This is a genomic window from Streptococcus sp. D2 (assembly GCF_006385825.1).
Taxonomy (GTDB): domain Bacteria; phylum Bacillota; class Bacilli; order Lactobacillales; family Streptococcaceae; genus Streptococcus; species Streptococcus shenyangsis.
The window spans coordinates 1-16,760 of the sequence record NZ_VFSI01000009.1; the positions used below are offsets into that span (position 1 = coordinate 1).

At 41.4% G+C, this 16,760-nt stretch carries 17 protein-coding genes; 11 read left to right on the forward strand and 6 right to left on the reverse strand.

The window, feature by feature from the left end; translation table 11 throughout:
* On the forward strand, positions 1-96 hold a 96-nt coding region (locus FJR73_RS06430), incomplete at its 5' end, for an IS3 family transposase (RefSeq protein ID WP_133162783.1).
* A 116-nt stretch (positions 97-212) separates the two neighbouring features.
* Here FJR73_RS06430 and FJR73_RS06435 read toward each other — a convergent pair.
* From FJR73_RS06435 to FJR73_RS06445, 3 genes are read right to left on the reverse strand one after another with little or no spacing between them, the layout of a single operon-like run.
* Positions 213-509 (reverse strand): rhodanese-like domain-containing protein, encoded by a 297-nt coding sequence (locus tag FJR73_RS06435; protein WP_140833997.1) that lies wholly within the window; start codon positions 507-509, stop codon positions 213-215.
* Complete coding sequence (locus FJR73_RS06440) at positions 499-2,166, reverse strand: FAD-dependent oxidoreductase (RefSeq protein WP_140833999.1); 1,668 nt, start codon at positions 2,164-2,166, stop codon at positions 499-501. Before FJR73_RS06440 ends, FJR73_RS06435 begins: the two co-directional genes overlap by 11 nt.
* Before the next feature lie 20 nt (positions 2,167-2,186).
* Positions 2,187-2,492, reverse strand: coding sequence for a rhodanese-like domain-containing protein (locus tag FJR73_RS06445; RefSeq protein ID WP_000468857.1), 306 nt, complete (start codon positions 2,490-2,492; stop codon positions 2,187-2,189).
* Positions 2,493-2,677: 185 nt separating this feature from the next.
* Between FJR73_RS06445 and FJR73_RS06450 the strand changes: the two genes are divergently transcribed.
* From FJR73_RS06450 to FJR73_RS06460, 3 genes are read left to right on the forward strand one after another with little or no spacing between them, the layout of a single operon-like run.
* On the forward strand, positions 2,678-3,442 hold the full coding sequence (locus tag FJR73_RS06450; protein WP_140834001.1) for a nucleoside phosphorylase: 765 nt from the start codon (positions 2,678-2,680) through the stop codon (positions 3,440-3,442).
* A 33-nt stretch (positions 3,443-3,475) separates the two neighbouring features.
* On the forward strand, positions 3,476-4,855 hold the full coding sequence (locus tag FJR73_RS06455; RefSeq protein ID WP_140834002.1) for a TrkH family potassium uptake protein: 1,380 nt from the start codon (positions 3,476-3,478) through the stop codon (positions 4,853-4,855).
* A gap of 13 nt (positions 4,856-4,868) precedes the next feature.
* Positions 4,869-5,534, forward strand: a complete 666-nt coding sequence (locus FJR73_RS06460) for a TrkA family potassium uptake protein (protein ID WP_023944046.1) — start codon at positions 4,869-4,871, stop codon at positions 5,532-5,534.
* 88 nt (positions 5,535-5,622) lie between these two features.
* Here the strand turns inward: FJR73_RS06460 and FJR73_RS10400 are convergent, their stop codons facing one another.
* The gene (locus FJR73_RS10400; protein ID WP_235888722.1) at positions 5,623-5,892 is read right to left on the reverse strand and encodes a hypothetical protein; all 270 of its coding nucleotides are present in this window, start codon (positions 5,890-5,892) and stop codon (positions 5,623-5,625) included.
* Between the two features lie 39 nt (positions 5,893-5,931).
* On the opposite strand from FJR73_RS10400, the gene FJR73_RS06470 reads away from it, so the two are divergent.
* From FJR73_RS06470 to rpsD, 5 genes are all read left to right on the forward strand, one after another.
* A complete protein-coding gene (locus FJR73_RS06470; RefSeq protein WP_140834003.1) occupies positions 5,932-6,948 on the forward strand; it encodes a glycosyltransferase family 2 protein in 1,017 nt (338 codons plus the stop codon).
* Positions 6,949-7,063: 115 nt separating this feature from the next.
* On the forward strand, positions 7,064-9,775 hold the full coding sequence (locus FJR73_RS06475) for an SSURE domain-containing protein (protein WP_140834004.1): 2,712 nt from the start codon (positions 7,064-7,066) through the stop codon (positions 9,773-9,775).
* A 123-nt stretch (positions 9,776-9,898) separates the two neighbouring features.
* The gene (locus FJR73_RS06480; protein WP_140834005.1) at positions 9,899-10,594 is read left to right on the forward strand and encodes a response regulator transcription factor; all 696 of its coding nucleotides are present in this window, start codon (positions 9,899-9,901) and stop codon (positions 10,592-10,594) included.
* The gene (locus FJR73_RS06485) at positions 10,594-11,646 is read left to right on the forward strand and encodes a HAMP domain-containing sensor histidine kinase (protein ID WP_140834007.1); all 1,053 of its coding nucleotides are present in this window, start codon (positions 10,594-10,596) and stop codon (positions 11,644-11,646) included. The genes FJR73_RS06480 and FJR73_RS06485 overlap by 1 nt, the downstream gene beginning before the upstream one ends.
* Positions 11,647-11,840: 194 nt before the next feature.
* Positions 11,841-12,452 carry a 30S ribosomal protein S4 gene (gene rpsD, locus FJR73_RS06490; RefSeq protein ID WP_000092756.1) on the forward strand — a complete coding sequence of 204 codons (612 nt, stop codon included), beginning with the start codon at positions 11,841-11,843 and terminating at the stop codon, positions 12,450-12,452.
* Positions 12,453-12,547: 95 nt separating this feature from the next.
* Here rpsD and FJR73_RS06495 read toward each other — a convergent pair whose 3' ends face one another.
* Both FJR73_RS06495 and FJR73_RS06500 read right to left on the reverse strand, forming a co-directional pair.
* Entirely contained in the window at positions 12,548-13,711 is a 1,164-nt protein-coding gene (locus tag FJR73_RS06495; protein ID WP_049534734.1) for a site-specific integrase, read from the reverse strand.
* A 56-nt stretch (positions 13,712-13,767) separates the two neighbouring features.
* Complete coding sequence (locus FJR73_RS06500; RefSeq protein WP_140834008.1) at positions 13,768-14,307, reverse strand: helix-turn-helix domain-containing protein; 540 nt, start codon at positions 14,305-14,307, stop codon at positions 13,768-13,770.
* Positions 14,308-14,479: 172 nt separating this feature from the next.
* Between FJR73_RS06500 and FJR73_RS06505 the strand changes: the two genes are divergently transcribed.
* Together FJR73_RS06505 and FJR73_RS06510 are read left to right on the forward strand one after the other, a co-directional pair.
* Entirely contained in the window at positions 14,480-14,776 is a 297-nt protein-coding gene (locus FJR73_RS06505) for a hypothetical protein (protein WP_049499271.1), read from the forward strand.
* A gap of 147 nt (positions 14,777-14,923) precedes the next feature.
* Entirely contained in the window at positions 14,924-16,465 is a 1,542-nt protein-coding gene (locus tag FJR73_RS06510) for a phage/plasmid primase, P4 family (protein WP_049534735.1), read from the forward strand.
* The last annotated feature ends 295 nt before the right edge of the window (positions 16,466-16,760 follow it).

Here is a 16,760-nt window from a genome sequence, read left to right on the forward strand (position 1 = left end):
ATTGTAGACTATATTGATTACTACAACAATAAACGAATTAAGGTAAAACTAAAAGGACTCAGTCCTGTGCAATACAGAACTAAATCCTTCGGATAAATTGATTGTCTAACTTTTTGGGGTCAGTACATGAAAACCTTGATAGTATGCGTTTTATTGTGGGGAAATTTACTTCACTTTCTCCTGAAATTGAGTTTTTGCCCAGCTCCTCTTGATTATTCTACTTGCTCAGGCCAAGCATTCATACCACCTTCTACATTGATAACGTTGAGGCCTTGGGCGCTGAGAAATTGGCAGGCAGAGGCAGAACGTACTCCACCTTGACAGATGACATGGTATTCATGGTTAGGTTTGAGTTCTTTATAGCCTTGCTCCAAGGTACTTAACGGAAGATTTTTGGCACCTGGTGCATGTCCTGCTTGGAATTCATGTGCTTCACGGACATCGATAAGCTCTAAATTTTCATTTTGATATTTTTCATAAAAGTCAGCCATGCTGATACTAGTTTCCATATTCTACTCCTTCTGGCTTAGCCATTTTGTATAGTGAATAAGCGCCGTCAAGGTTTTGGACGGTAAATCCTGCTTGTTTGAGGATACGCTCTGCGATATAGCTGCGCAAACCACTGTGGCAGCTAACGATGTAGGCTTGGTTCTTGTCCAGTTCGTTCAAGCGTTCCCGCAAGCGTTCCCGTAGTTCGTTTAGGGGGATGTGGATGGTATCGACTTTGAGTCGACCACTCTGAAATTCGCCACTTGTCCGTACATCAAGGAATTTCTTTCCCTTAGCTAGTTCGTCTTCGAGTTGGTACCATTGAACATTGTCGCTGAGACCTTCGATAAGATTCAAGGCTGCGTAGCCCAGCATATTGACGGGATCCTTGGCAGAGCCAAATGGTGGCGCATAGGTGAACTCCAATTCTGGCAAGTCAAAGACGGTGAGATTTCCCTTGATAGCAGTTGCCAGGATATCGATTCGTTTGTCAACGCCTTTCTTCCCGACTCCTTGGGCACCGTAGATTTTTCCAGTGGTTGGGTCAAAGAGGAGCTTCAAGGTCATATCAGTAGCGCCTGGATAATAACCAGCGTGGTCTTTCCCACTGACATGAAGGGCCTTGTAAGGAAGTTGATTCATGCTAAGGATACGCTCGCTGAGACCAGTCGAAGCAGCTGTCATATCAAAGGCACGAACGATAGCAGTGCCGATACTTCCCTTGTTTGTACGTTCTAGTCCTGCGATGACGTCTGCCACTTGGCGTCCCTGACGATTGGCAGGAGAAGCGAGAGAGATGAGAGCATCTTGGCCTGTAATCTCTTGCTTGACGACGATGGCATCCCCAACTGCAAAAATATCTTTTTGACTGGTTTCGTAATGTTCATCAACCAGAATCCCACCTCTAAGTCCCAGTTCAATCCCCGCAGTTTTGGCCAGTCTATTTTCAGGTTCAACACCGACAGAAAGGATGGTGAGATCAGAAGTGATCTTTTGACCGTTTTCGAGAACGATGACTTTTCCTTGGTCTTCAAATCGAGTCGCAGACTGAGAAGTGATAACGCGAACGCCGTTTTTAACCAATTCTGCTTGGACAAAGGCTGCCATTTCTTGATCTAATGATGGTAAGACATGGGGTGCTTTCTCAACAATAGTAACTTGCAGGCCGCGTTTCGCCAGATTTTCAGCCATTTCAAGCCCGATAAAGCCTACACCGATAACGACAGCTTCTTTTGGATAATTGTCCAAGGCTGCCATAATTTCATCGAGATCGGGAACATTGCGGAGCGTGTAGGCATTCTTAGCTTCTGCCAAACCTTCAATGGCAGGAACAAATGGTTTAGCTCCTGGGGAGAGGATCAACTTGTTGTAGCTTTCTGTGAATTCCTGCCCATCATGTCGTACCGTCACAGTGTGTTCTTCTGGCGAAATCTGGATGACCTCGTGAAATGGTCGCACATCGAGATTAAAGCGTGCCTTGAGACTTTCAGGAGTTTGGACCAATAAACTATCACGGTTTGCAATTTCTCCTGAAACATAGTAAGGAAGCCCGCAGTTTGCAAAGGAAACAAAGGGATCTTTCTCAAAAATAGTGATTTCAGCGTCTTCCATGAGACGTCTGAGACGGGTTGCTGCTGACATTCTGCCTGCAACTCCCCCGACAATGATAATTTTCATTGATTTTCTCCTTTATGCTTCTAGATGACTTTTCCTGTCCAAGAGCTCATACCGCCTCGGACATTGATGACATCGTAGCCTTTTTTCTTTAGCTTTTTAGCAGCCATCTTACTACGCACACCAGAATGACAAATGACATAAAGTGTTTCTTTTGTTGTTGGTGTGTAGGAACCAATTTCGGTCAGAGGAACATTCTTGGCATTTTTGATATGACCTCTACGAAATTCCATTGGCGTCCGAACATCTAGTAGCTGAATTGGTTCCTTGAGTTTAGCTTCTAACTCGCTGGTAGAAATACTGTCAATTTTTGTAAATAAGTGAAACATAGGCACCTCCGAATATACCCTTATGGGGTATATTAAACCATGAAGTCAAGCTTTTGTCAAGCAAGTTGTTTTGACTTGGTGGAGATTGGTTGCGATTGTATTGTTTTTCTCCTCAGTTCCTCAGCTTCCTCCTTGACACTCGGTCAGCTTTTGATACAATAGTACAAAATCAGAGGAGGTGGGTTATGATTCAGAAACATGCGATTCCTATCTTAGAGTTTGATGAAAATCCTCAGGCGGTCATCATGCCCAATCACGAGGGGCTGGACTTGCACTTGCCAAAGAAGTGTGTCTATGCTTTTTTAGGTGAGGAGATTGACCGCTATGCTAGGGAAGTAGGGGCGGACTGTGTCGGCGAATTCGTTTCAGCCACCAAGACCTATCCAGTCTATGTCGTTAACTACAAGGGCGAGGGAATTTGTCTGGCTCAGGCACCTGTTGGCTCCGCTCCAGCAGCCCAGTTTATGGATTGGTTGATTGGCTATGGTGTGGAGCAGATTATTTCCACTGGAACCTGTGGTGTGCTAGCTGATATAGAAGAAAACGCCTTTCTAGTCCCTGTTCGCGCTCTGCGAGATGAAGGAGCTAGTTATCACTATGTGGCAGCTTCTCGTTATATGGAAATTCAGGCAGAGGCTATTGCTGCCATTGAGCAAGTTTTGGAAGCCAGAGGGATTCCTTATGAAGAAGTCGTGACCTGGACGACAGACGGTTTTTACCGAGAAACGGCTGAAAAGGTGGCCTATCGCAAGGAAGAAGGCTGTGCTGTTGTGGAGATGGAGTGTTCTGCGCTTGCGGCAGTAGCCCAACTGCGTGGGGTTCTCTGGGGAGAATTGTTGTTCACAGCTGATTCCTTAGCAGACTTGGACCAGTACGATAGTCGTGACTGGGGTTCAGAAGCTTTCGAGAAGGCCTTGGAACTCTGCCTTGAGATAACTTCTCAGATATAGCTACTCTCCTTCTTTTTATGGTACAATGGATGTATGTTATTCAAATTATTTGTTAAAAAAATTGAAAGAGCCTTGGGCGGACTTTCGCCCGCTCGTCGAATTTTTCTGAGTTTCGCTGGAGTTATTTTGATAGGCTCTCTTCTTTTGAGTTTGCCTTTTGTTCAGGCGAGTGGTTCGCAGGCTACTTATTTTGACCATCTTTTTACGACGGTGTCCATGGTCTGTGTGACTGGCCTTTTTACGCAACCAGTGGCTACTACCTATAATGTCTGGGGGCAGTTGATTTGTATGCTTTTGATACAGATTGGTGGTCTGGGGCTCATGACCTTTATCGGGGTCTTTTATATTCAGGGGAAGCAAAAACTCAGTCTTCGCAGTCGTGAAACCATTCAGGAGAGTTTTAGTTACGGGGAAACTCGGTCGCTGAAGGCCTTTATGCGCTCCATCTTTTTGACGACTTTTCTGGTGGAGGGCTTGGGTGCCTTTCTACTAAGTTTCCGTTTTATTCCTGAGTTCGGCTGGGGAAGAGGCATTTTTACCTCTATCTTTTTAGCCATTTCAGCTTTTTGTAATGCTGGTTTTGATAATTTCGGCAGTAGCAGTTTAGTAGCTTTTCAGACGGATCCCTTGATCAATCTAGTCATTGCTGGTTTGATTATCACAGGTGGTCTTGGCTTTATGGTTTGGTTTGACTTGGCAACCCAGTTTGACAAGAAGAAAAAACGTCGTCTTCGTTTCCACACCAAGCTGGTCCTCTTCTTGACTGCAGGCATTTTGCTGTTTGGGACAGTATCTACACTCTTTACGGAGTGGCACAATCCAGGAACGATTGGCAATCTCAGTGTTCCAGAGAAAGTGCTGGTTAGCTTTTTCCAAACCGTTAGCATGAGAACGGCCGGTTTTGCTTCTATTGACTATACTCAAGCTCGGCCTGTGACCTTGTTTATCTATATCCTACAGATGTTTCTGGGTGGAGCGCCTGGAGGGACGGCTGGGGGTCTCAAGATTACGACTTTCTTTGTCTTATTGGTCTTTGCTCGTAGTGAATTGTTGGGCTTACCTCATGCTAATGTTGCGCAGAGAACCATTGAGGCTCGAACAGTCCAAAAATCCTTTAGTGTCTTCATTATCTTTTTGATGACCTTCTTGTTGGGCTTGATGTTGTTGGGAATTACAGCAGAAGGAACACCGCGATTTATTTACCTCATGTTTGAGACCATTTCCGCCCTTGCGACAGTTGGGGTAACGGCAAATCTGACGCCAGAATTGGGCAAGTTAGCTCTCAGCATTGTCATGGTGCTCATGTTTATTGGCCGTATCGGTCCCTTGACCTTGCTGGTTAGTCTAGCTGACTACCAGCCTGATAAGAAAGATTTGATTCAGTATATGAAAGCAGATATTAGTATTGGATAAGAAAGGAAGAACGATGTCAGATCGTACGATTGGAATTTTAGGCTTGGGGATTTTCGGGAGTAGTGTCCTGACAGCCCTAGCCAAGCAAGATATGAATATTATTGCCATTGATGACCACGCAGAGCACATCAATCAATTTGAGCCTGTTTTGGCGCGTGGAGTTGTGGGCGATATTACAGATGAGGAACTCCTCAGAACTGCAGGAATTGATACCTGTGATACGGTTGTAGTGGCAACAGGGGAAAATCTAGAGTCGAGTGTGCTTGCAGTCATGCATTGTAAGAGTTTGGGGGTACCAAGGGTTATTGCCAAGGTCAAAAGCCAGACAGCTAAGAAGGTGCTAGAAAAAATCGGTGCTGACTCGGTGATTTCACCTGAGTATGAAATGGGGCAGTCTCTAGCGCAGACCATTCTCTTTCATAACAATGTTGATGTCTTTCAGCTGGATAAAAATGTGTCTATCGTGGAGATGAAAATTCCGAGTGTTTGGGCAGGTCAAAGCCTGAGCCAGCTGGATCTACGTGGCAAATACAACCTCAATGTCCTAGGATTTCGTGAACAAGAAAATTCACCACTGGATGTCCAGTTTGGCCCTAATGATCTCTTGAGGGCAGATGCCTATATCTTGGCGGTCATTAACAACCAGTATCTAGATGACTTGGCAGAATTAAATTCGTAAGGAGGGGGATCCCCTCTTTTTTGATGTCCAAGATAGGAAATTGGGAGAACACCTTGTATTCCAGTAAAAGTCCTTCAAAAGCTGGACTTTATGGTAGAATAGAAAGAAGTGACAAGAGAGAGTAATACTCTTCGAAAATCTCTTCAAACCACGTCAACGTCGCCTTTCTGTAGGTATGGTTACTGACTTTGTCAGTTCTATCCACAACCTCAAAACAGTGTTTTGAGCTGACTTCGTCAGTTCTATCTGCAACTTCAAAGCAGTGCTTTGAGCTGACTTCGTCAGTTCTATCTGCAACTTCAAAGCAGTGCTTTGAGCAACCTGCGGCTAGTTTCCTAGTTTGCTCTTTGATTTTCATTGAGTATAAGAAAAAATCAGTCCCCTAAAGGAGTAGATTATGAAGTTATTGTCTATCGCCATCCCTAGCTATAATGCTGCAGCCTATCTTCATTACTGTGTGGAGTCGCTAGTGATTGGTGGTGAGCAAGTTGAGATTTTGATTATCAATGACGGGTCTCAGGACCAGACTCAGGAAATCGCTGAGCGTTTAGCCAGCAAGTATCCTAGCATCGTTAGAGCCATCTATCAGGAAAATAAAGGCCATGGCGGTGCCGTCAATCGCGGCTTAGCGGAGGCTTCTGGTCGTTATTTTAAAGTAGTTGATAGTGATGACTGGGTGGATCCTCGTGCTTACCTAAAGATTCTTGAAACCTTGCAGGAACTAGAGAGTGAAGGTCAAGAAGTGGATGCCTTTGTGACCAATTTTGTCTATGAAAAGGAAGGTCAGTCTCGTAAGAAGAGTATGAGTTACGAGTCAGTCTTGCCTGTCCAGCAGATTTTTGGCTGGGATCAGGTCGGAAATTTCTCAAAAGGCCAGTATATCATGATGCACTCGCTGATTTATCGGACAGATTTGTTGCGAGCGAGTCAGTTCCAATTGCCTGAGCATACTTTTTATGTCGATAATCTCTTTGTCTTTACCCCCCTTCAGCAGGTCAAGACCATGTACTATCTGCCTGTCGATTTCTATCGTTATTTGATTGGGCGTGAGGACCAGTCTGTCAATGAGCAAGTGATGATTAAGCGTATTGACCAGCAACTAAAGGTCAATCGACTCTTGGTAGACCAGCTTGATTTATCTAAAATAAGCCACCCAAAAATGCGAGAGTATCTGCTGAATCATATTGAAATCACGACGGTGATTTCCAGTGCCCTGCTTAACCGAGCTGGAACAGCAGAGCATCTTGCCAAAAAACGGGAGCTGTGGACCTATATTCAGCAGGAAAATCCAGAGGTTTTTCAGGCTATCCGCAAGACCATGTTGAGCCGTTTGACCAAACATTCGGTCTTGCCAGCTCGCAAACTTTCCAATGTCGTCTATCAAATCACCAAGTCTGTTTATGGATTTAATTAATATAAGTATTTTATAAGAGGGATTTAAGAAAAATTTTAACTTTTTCTTAATCCTTTTTAATTTTAGGAGATTATACTAGAGTCATCAAATAAAGAAAAACTCTAAGGAGAATCCTATGAAATTCAATCCAAATCAAAGATATACTCGTTGGTCTATTCGCCGTCTTAGTGTCGGTGTTGCCTCAGTTGTTGTGGCCAGTGGCTTCTTTGTCCTAGTTGGGCAACCAAGTTCTGTGCGTGCCGATGTGGTCAATCCGACCCCTGCTCAAGTTGTACCAGACGCAACTTCGGTGAGTGAAAAGAGCGACTTACCAGCAGAGGTTCTCAAGAAAGCAGTTGATGTAGCTCTGCCTTCAGAACAGGTAGACTCAACACCTAAAGCAAGTTTGGATGCTACAAGCTCTCCAGAAAAAGTGAATGTAGCTGATAAAGACCAAGTAGTAGCACCAAAAGAAGAAGTGCAAGCAAAACCAGAATCTAAGAAAGAAACAGAAGATGCGCTTAAACCTGTGACAAATCCTGCGCCTACAGTTTCTGGACAAGACCGTGAAGCAAATGAAGCGCAACCAGCAACCACCCCAGCTGAAGTGCAAAAGGGCGTGGCTGACAATACCAAAGACACAGTAGATGTTCCAGCTACTTACTTGGATAAAGCCAACTTCCCAGGCCCATTCACAGCTGGTGTCAATCAAGTTATTCCATACGAATTCTTCGCTGGTGACGGTATGTTAACACGCCTTATCTTGAAAGCATCCGACAAGGCCCCATGGTCAGATAATGGTTCAGCTAAAAATCCAGCTCTCCCACCAGTAGAAAACTTGGGCAAAGGTCTCTATTTCTATGAAGTAGATTTGGCTGGTACTCAAGGTAAATCAGATAAAGAGCTTCTTGACCTCTTGAAACAAAACGGCACTCAAAGCTATAAAGCTACTATCAAGGTATACGGTGCTAAAGACGGTAAGGCTGATTTGAGCAATCTCGTAGCGACTAAAGATTTGGATGTCAACTTGAATGGCTTGACTACTCCAGCTGAAGTCCAAAAAGGCGTGGCTGATAACACTAAAGACACAGTAGACGTTCCAGCTACTTACCTAGACAAAGCCAACTTCCCAGGCCCATTCACAGCCGGTGTCAACCAAGTTATTCCTTACGAATTCTTCGCTGGTGACGGTATGTTGACTCGTCTTATCTTGAAGGCTTCAGACAAGGCTCCATGGTCAGATAACGGTTCAGCTAAAAATCCAGCTCTTCCACCAGTAGAGAAACTGGGCAAAGGCCTCTACTTCTATGAAGTGGATTTGGCCGGCACTCAAGGAAAATCAGATAAAGAACTTCTTGACCTCTTGAAGCAAAACGGCACTCAAAGTTATAAAGCTACAATCAAAGTTTACGGTGCTAAAGACGGCAAGGCCGATTTGAGCAATCTCGTAGCGACAAAAGATTTGGATGTCAACTTGAATGGTTTGACTACTCCAGCTGAAGTTCAAAAAGGTGTGGCCGACAATACCAAAGACACAGTAGACGTTCCAGCTACTTATCTAGATAAAGCTAACTTCCCAGGCCCATTCACAGCTGGTGTTAACCAAGTTATTCCATATGAATTCTTCGCCGGAGACGGTATGTTAACCCGCCTTATCTTGAAAGCATCCGACAAGGCTCCATGGTCAGACAATGGTTCAGCTAAAAATCCAGCTCTTCCACCAGTAGAGAAATTGGGCAAAGGTCTTTACTTCTATGAAGTAGATTTGGCTGGCACTCAAGGTAAATCTGATAAAGAGCTGCTTGACCTCTTGAAACAAAACGGAACTCAAAGTTACAAGGCAACTATCAAAGTTTACGGTGCTAAAGACGGCAAGGCCGATTTGAGCAATCTCGTAGCGACAAAAGATTTGGATGTCAACTTGAATGGTTTGACTACTCCAGCTGAAGTTCAAAAAGGTGTGGCCGACAATACCAAAGACACAGTAGATGTTCCAGCTACTTACTTGGATAAGGCCAATTTCCCAGGTCCGTTCACAGCCGGCGTCAACCAAGTTATCCCATATGAATTCTTCGCTGGTGACGGTATGTTGACTCGTCTTATCTTGAAAGCATCTGACAAGGCCCCATGGTCAGATAATGGTTCAGCTAAAAATCCGGCCCTTCCACCAGTGGAAAAATTGGGCAAAGGCCTTTACTTCTACGAAGTAGACTTGGCAGGAACTCAAGGCAAATCAGATAAAGAACTTCTAGACCTCTTGAAACAAAACGGCACTCAAAGCTACAAGGCAACTATCAAGGTATACGGTGCCAAAGATGGCAAGGCGGATTTGAGCAACCTCGTAGCGACTAAGGATTTGACAGTGAACTTGCATGGACATCAGTCTCTGATTCCGATGCAGTCAGGTTTCGACCCCTCTTCTAATGGTTCAGCTATGCCGGCTCCAATGATGAATAGTCATCAAGATGCGTCTAAGATGAACTCTCAAATGCCAAGTGCTCATCAAGATGATATGAAATCTAAAATGCCAGCTGCTAGTCAGGATAAGATGATGCCTAGCAAAGAGCAGGACAAAACCATGAATGCTAGCCAGCCTATGGCAACACCAAGCATGAAACAAGATCAAGCTCCAGCAGCCTCAAGCAAAATGTCTGATGAAGGCAAGATGGCATCTACTAACAAGGTATCAAGTCCAATGATGGCTGCTCAAATGAAAGACCAAAAAGACATGCTTCCATATACTGGTGAAGTCCAAACATCAATGGCTACTCTTGGATTCTTTGGATTAGCCTTGGCCGGCCTGCTAGGTGGACTCGGTTTGAAAGCTAAAAAAGAGGAAAATGACTAGTCTAGCTACAGACTTTCTATCTAGGATTTGAAAAATTCAGATATCGATTAGAATGTTCGTAAAGAGATTAAAATAGTGTTATACTATTGTGGTATAGCACTGTTTTTTTCAAAGGAGAGACAGATGGGAAAGACAATTTTACTCGTTGACGACGAGGTAGAAATCACAGATATTCATCAACGTTATCTGGTTCAGGCAGGATATCAGGTTTTGGTGGCTCATGATGGAGTAGAGGCCTTAGAAATCTTCAGGCGAAAAGCGATTGATTTGATTATTACAGATATCATGATGCCTCGGATGGATGGTTATGATTTGATTAGTGAGGTTCAGTATCAATCTCCGGATCAGCCTTTTCTCTTTATCACGGCTAAAACCAGTGAGCAGGATAAAATTTACGGCCTAAGCTTGGGGGCAGATGATTTTATTGCCAAGCCCTTTAGCCCTCGTGAGCTGGTTTTGCGTGTCCACAATATCTTGCGTCGCCTTCATCGTGGAGGTGAGACAGAGGTCGTCAGTCTCGGGGATTTACGGATGAATCACGGTAGTCATGAGGTCCAAGTCGGAGATGTGGCGCTTGATTTGACCGTCAAATCCTTCGAACTTCTATGGCTTTTAGCCAGCAATCCAGAGCGCGTTTTCTCCAAGACAGACCTCTATGAAAAGGTCTGGCAGGAAGACTATGTAGATGATACCAATACCTTGAATGTTCATATTCATGCTCTTCGACAGGAGTTGGCTAAACATGCTAGCGCAGAAACACCGACCATCAAAACTGTCTGGGGCTTGGGCTACAAAATTGAGAAAGCACGAGGTAGTTAATGAAATTAAAAAGTTATATTTTAGTGGGGTATATCATTTCAACACTCCTAACGATTATCGTGGTTTTTTGGGCTGTTCAAAAAATGCTGATTGAGAAAAGCGAGATTTACTTTCTGCTTGGAATGACCATCGTTGCCAGCCTTGTCGGTGCTGGGATTAGTCTATTTCTCCTATCGCCGGTATTTACTTCGTTGGGCAAACTCAAGGAACATGCCAAGCGGGTAGCGGACAAGGACTTTCCATCAAATCTAGAGGTTCAAGGTCCTGTAGAATTTCAGCAATTAGGTCAAGCTTTTAATGAAATGTCCCATGATTTGCAGGCGACCTTTGATTCCTTGGAAGAAAGCGAACGAGAAAAGGGCTTGATGATTGCCCAGTTGTCGCATGATATCAAGACCCCCATCACTTCGATTCAAGCGACGGTAGAAGGGATTTTGGATGGGGTTATCAAGGAAGGAGAACAGGACCATTATCTAGCAACCATTGGGCGCCAGACGGAAAGACTCAATAAACTGGTTGAAGAGTTGAATTTTTTGACTCTAAATACAGCTAGAAATCAGGTGGAAACTACCAGCAAAGACAGCATTTTTCTGGATCAGCTCTTGATTGAGTGCATGAGTGAATTTCAGTTCTTGATTGAGCAGGAAGAGCGAGATGTTCATTTACAGGTAATCCCAGAGTCTGCCCGGATTGAGGGAGATTATGCCAAACTTTCTCGTATCTTGGTGAATCTGGTCAATAACGCTTTTAAATACTCTGCTCCAGGAACCAAGCTGGAAGTGGTGGCTAAGCTGGAGAAAAACCAGCTTTCAATCAGTGTGACCGATGAAGGGCAGGGAATTGCCCCAGAGGACTTGGAGAATATTTTCAAACGCCTTTATCGTGTCGAAACTTCGCGTAACATGAAAACAGGTGGTCATGGTCTTGGTCTTGCGATTGCGCGTGAATTGGCCCATCAATTGAGTGGAGAAATCAGAGTTAGCAGTCAGTACGGACTAGGAAGCACCTTTACCCTCGTTCTCAATCTCTCTGGCAGTGAAAATAAAGCTTAAAACCCCTTTACAAATTCAGCCATTCATGGTAAAATGAATTTTGTGTGAAATATCAGCAGGAAAGCATGAAGCTCGTCAACAGGTGTCTTATGATAAGTAACCTTGGCTGTTTAGGCGAAGGGCATCTGCACGAATCAGGGCTTTCTAAGTGACTATTTCCACCGAAATATTATTTATATCAGGAGGACATTCACATGTCACGTTATACAGGACCATCTTGGAAACAAGCTCGTCGCCTTGGCCTTTCACTTACAGGTACAGGTAAAGAATTGGCACGTCGTAACTACGTACCAGGACAACACGGACCAAACAACCGTTCTAAATTATCAGAATACGGTTTGCAATTGGCTGAAAAACAAAAACTTCGTTTCACTTACGGTGTAGGTGAAAAACAATTCCGTAACTTGTTCGTACAAGCTACAAAAATCAAAGGCGGAATCCTAGGTTTCAACTTCATGCTTCTTTTGGAACGTCGTTTGGATAACGTTGTTTACCGTCTTGGTCTTGCGACTACTCGTCGTCAAGCTCGTCAATTCGTAAACCACGGTCACATCCTTGTTGACGGAAAACGCGTTGATATCCCATCATACCGCGTAACTCCAGGTCAAGTGATCTCAGTTCGTGAAAAATCATTGAAAGTTCCAGCTATCCTTGAAGCAGTAGAAGCTACTCTTGGACGTCCAGCATTCGTATCATTCGACGCTGAAAAATTGGAAGGTTCATTGACTCGCTTGCCAGAACGCGACGAAATCAACCCAGAAATCAACGAAGCACTTGTCGTTGAATTCTACAACAAAATGCTTTAATTTTAAGAAATATCTTACAGAAAGCCTACAACAGTGGGCTTTTTGCTTTGTCTTAAAATGTTGATTTCTGGGTTTGTCCCCCTTTTTGTCCCCCTTCACAAAGAACTAACAGCTTTCTCATAAAATGAGACGGCTGTTTTTGCTTTTTCTTTGGAGAGATGACTGTAAGTGTCCATAGTCATAGCTAATGTAGAATGACCTAGACGGTGTTGTAATTCTTTATATGGTATTCCAGAGTTTAGCAAGAGACTAGCGTGTGTGTGTCTAAAACCATGGAATCCAATATTAGGTACACCAGCATGTTTGAAACGTGTGTTTAAACGAGTTGATAGTGTTTTATTGTTTGGGTATTTATGAATAAAATCTGAGAAGACAACAGTTTCAGTCCGACCAAGTTTCCAAGCTTCTTGCCTTTGTCTTTTTTGATACATTTTTAAGACCTCTATAGTTTGTAGGTCAATATCAATTGTGCGATAACTTGCCTCAGACTTTGGGCTGTTAATCTCACCTAAATGGTTTAGTGTTTTTGTAATATTCACAGTTGCATTATGTAGGTCAATATCTGACCAGTGTAGAGCTAAGGCTTCATTAATACGGCAACCAGTAGCAAGAAGAAACTTATACAAAGTAATTTCATAGATATTTCTATATATTGCTAAGTTAGCCTCTTCCAAATAACTGAGAAATTGCTTTAACTCTAAGTTATTAAAGTGCTTGACTTTGTTTCTACCCTTTTTTATTTTACGAGGAAGAATAACTTCACGAGCTGGATTTATATCAATAATCTGCATTGTCACAGCATATTGTAGGATACGTTTATTTAGCGCGTGAATTTTATCATAGTGTAGAAATGCGCCTTCTTCTCTTTTGTTAGCACGTAGAGCTAGTTGATTAACAATGCGTTGGATAGTTGGAGTGGTTAACTTATCTAACCTATAAGAACCAAATAGAGGAATCAAATGGTTAGCTAGTAGTCGTTTTACTGAATCTTGTGTATTTGGTTTTACTGTGTGTTGATAGCTTTCCCACCATAATTGAGCTACTTCTTCATAGCTTGTTAGTGGAATGGTTTCCTTCTTAGTAGAGCCATTATTTTGGAATTCGGCTTTAGCTAATTGAGCTTTTTTCTTCAATTCAGTTTTAGTTCTAGCTGTCAGATTAGCCTTTATTTTTTTTCCTGTGAGTTTATCTACTCCTAAGTATACTTTTGCACGATATACAGTGTCACCGTTTTGTTTCTTGATTTCTGCTATTTTCATTTCTTAACCTTTCTAACATCAGTAGGCAAGCTGTAAAAGGTTATGAAAAATAGTTATTATGATTTGTGTCTAGAACGAATACCTTCAATTAGTATTTGTAGAGCGGTTAAGTCTTCAGTTGTGAGTGCTTGACCATCAATAGTTATTTTTACATTCTTTCTAAAGATATAATCAAGGTTGATTTTAATATTTTCTCCATTGATAATATCGTGGCTAATATCTTTGTATGTTTTTAACTTTGAGAATATGGATTTATCATTTCTTAATTCAATTAAATCTTTTAAAAGTTGCTTCTCTTTATCGTTATGAACTGAATTCATGTTGATATTTTTGATTATATCACCAATATAAGTGCTAGCCAATGTTTTATATTCAATGCAGTATTCATCGAACTCTAATCCATCTTGTTCGCATTTTTCTTTTATAGAGAGTGAAGCAATGCTTTCAGTAATATCAATGAGTTTAGTTAAACTGGGAATCTTTTTCCCATTTTCAATTTGTGAGATATAAGACTGTGATACTTTTAGGTCTTCAGCAAGGCTCTTAGTAGTTACATCGCCTTCTGTGCGGCATTTTTTAAGATATGCTCCTATCATATTTAACCTCCGTTTAATAACTTTAGTAATATTTTAGCACAAAACTCTTGACATGTAAATAAAAAACTGATAAAATGCAAAACATAACCTAAGTTAATTAACTTAGTTAAGTAGGTAAGCTGTAATAGTTATGAGAGGATAGTTGTGCACAAATAGGAAAGAAAGGAGATATATGTATAGTATACCACAAGGGATATTATCTAAGGAAGCAGAACTAGCATTATTGGAGAGGATTGAGCATTTAATAAATGATTATCTATCACATGCAATGCTTTCACCTCATAGTGACTCGTTTGGCTTGATACAACAGAAAGAGTTAATCAAAGAACTAGGTATTAGTTTAGTAACTCTGCATGAATGGGAGCGTTTGGGGTTAACCCGATACTGTCCACCAATAGAAGGAACTCGCAAAGTTTTCTATAAGAAATCAGATGTTATGAAGTTTCTTTCAATTACTAATAAGGAGTGAATACATTGTATGAAAAGAAAATAAACACAATTGAAAAATTCTATGATTTCTTGAAATACATAGGAATTTATAACCATGTTGAATCACAGATTCAATTGCTCAAATACACTATACAGTGTGATGTTTATAAACGAAAGGAACATGAATATGTCATTAATTAAGATTAAAGCAAAAGATTCTGTATTAGAATCTGACTATGAATTTGAAACTTATCCTGAGAATGCTATTCAATCTTTTGATAACTCTACTCCAATAGATAAATATAAGGATACATGGCGAATATATAAAGATGAGGTAATTGATTCTAACCCACATACAGATGTTTCAGATAAAGAGAAGCAGAAAAAGAGAAAACCTCCTTTTCATATTATGGCAGAATTCTTAATGGCTCATCTCATTGTGGTTAGTATAGCTGAAATAGAGGATGCTGGGGAAGGTAGCTTATTTGTGTATAATCCAAAAGAGGGGATTTATCAACCTGCTTGGGATATAGTTCCTAAATTAGTAAGAAGATTAGAACCTTCTTTTAGGAGTGCTGATATAAACGAGATTATTTGTGCACTAAGTTGTAGCTGTAAAAATGTAAGTATATATCAAGGTTTACGTTACATAGCTTTAGGGAATTGTATTTATGATACTTATTATCGGTATGGAATGAAATACAGTCCTTCAATTGTGTTTACACATAAGGTACAAGTAAATTATAATTCAGAAGCAAATTCTCCAGTATTAGGTGGTTGGTCTATTGATTCTTGGTTAGCTGAACTGTTTAATAATGATGCTGAACTAATTCACTTAGCATGGCAAACAATTTTGGCAGTGATACGTGGTTATGCTGACGAGAGAATTATTTGGCTGATTGGAAAAGGAGGAACAGGTAAGGGTAGTTTCCAGGAGTTGCTAATTAACTTAGTAGGTAGGAGTAACACAGCCTCCATGAAACTAACTGAATTAGATGGTAGAAACCGTTTTGCCACTTCACAGTTAATAGGTAAACACTTAGTTATTGGAGATGATAATCCTATTGATAAGGTGATAACAGACCCTTCTACTATGTTTTCTCTAGTTACTCATGATATTGTCACAATCGAAAAGAAAGGCAAACAGGCCTATTCTGCTCGACTTACTCCTGTGATTGTTCAATCATCTAATCGATTGATTAAGATTCAAGGAGACAAAGAAGCTATAGCAAGAAGAACTTTCATACTTCCCTTCGTTTCTGAATTTAACAAAGATGGTTACAAGAGAGAAATAAAGCAGGTTTATCTAAAACGTCAGGATGTATTAGAATATGTATTGCAAAATGCATTAGAATATGATATCAGTGATGGATTCAAGGATATCAGTCACCACCCTGCTATCAAGGAAATTCATGGGAAGTCTATGACAAGTGTTGAACAGTTTTCATCTTATCTGTTTAGTCGTGTGAAATCTACTTTCTTGCCGAATTCATTTATGCTATGGGCATATAAACAATTCTGTGAAGGAAATGGTTTAGAACGAGAAACTAAGGAAGTCTTTCACAAAGAATTAAAAGATGCACTTCCAACAAACTGGGTATTTAAGCCAACATTATCTAGTTGTAAATATTTTGATGAGAGTGATTCGGTTCCTTTTGTTCATTCTAAGCCCTTCAGTTTAGATACCACAAAGAGGCATAAAGGGTATGTAATGAAGTCATGCTCTTGATACACTTGAAACAGTAAATTCCATTTCTATTTTCAATTTTATTTGTTTTATTTATCCTAAGAAGTTAGAAATTAGTGTATCAAGTGTATCATTCTAGAGATATACAAAGTGTGAACGACTAGCTCGCCATGAGCGAAAGCAAAGGAGTGAAACACTTTGTTAAGTACCAAATACGCCTAATTTATTCCATGGTCTAATTGACAGCAAGAAACAAGGCACTCTCGTACAAATGAACTGTCCATCCGAAAAACTAAAGCCTTTCGTCTGAGACGTTCTTAGCGTACTTTGTGCCTAC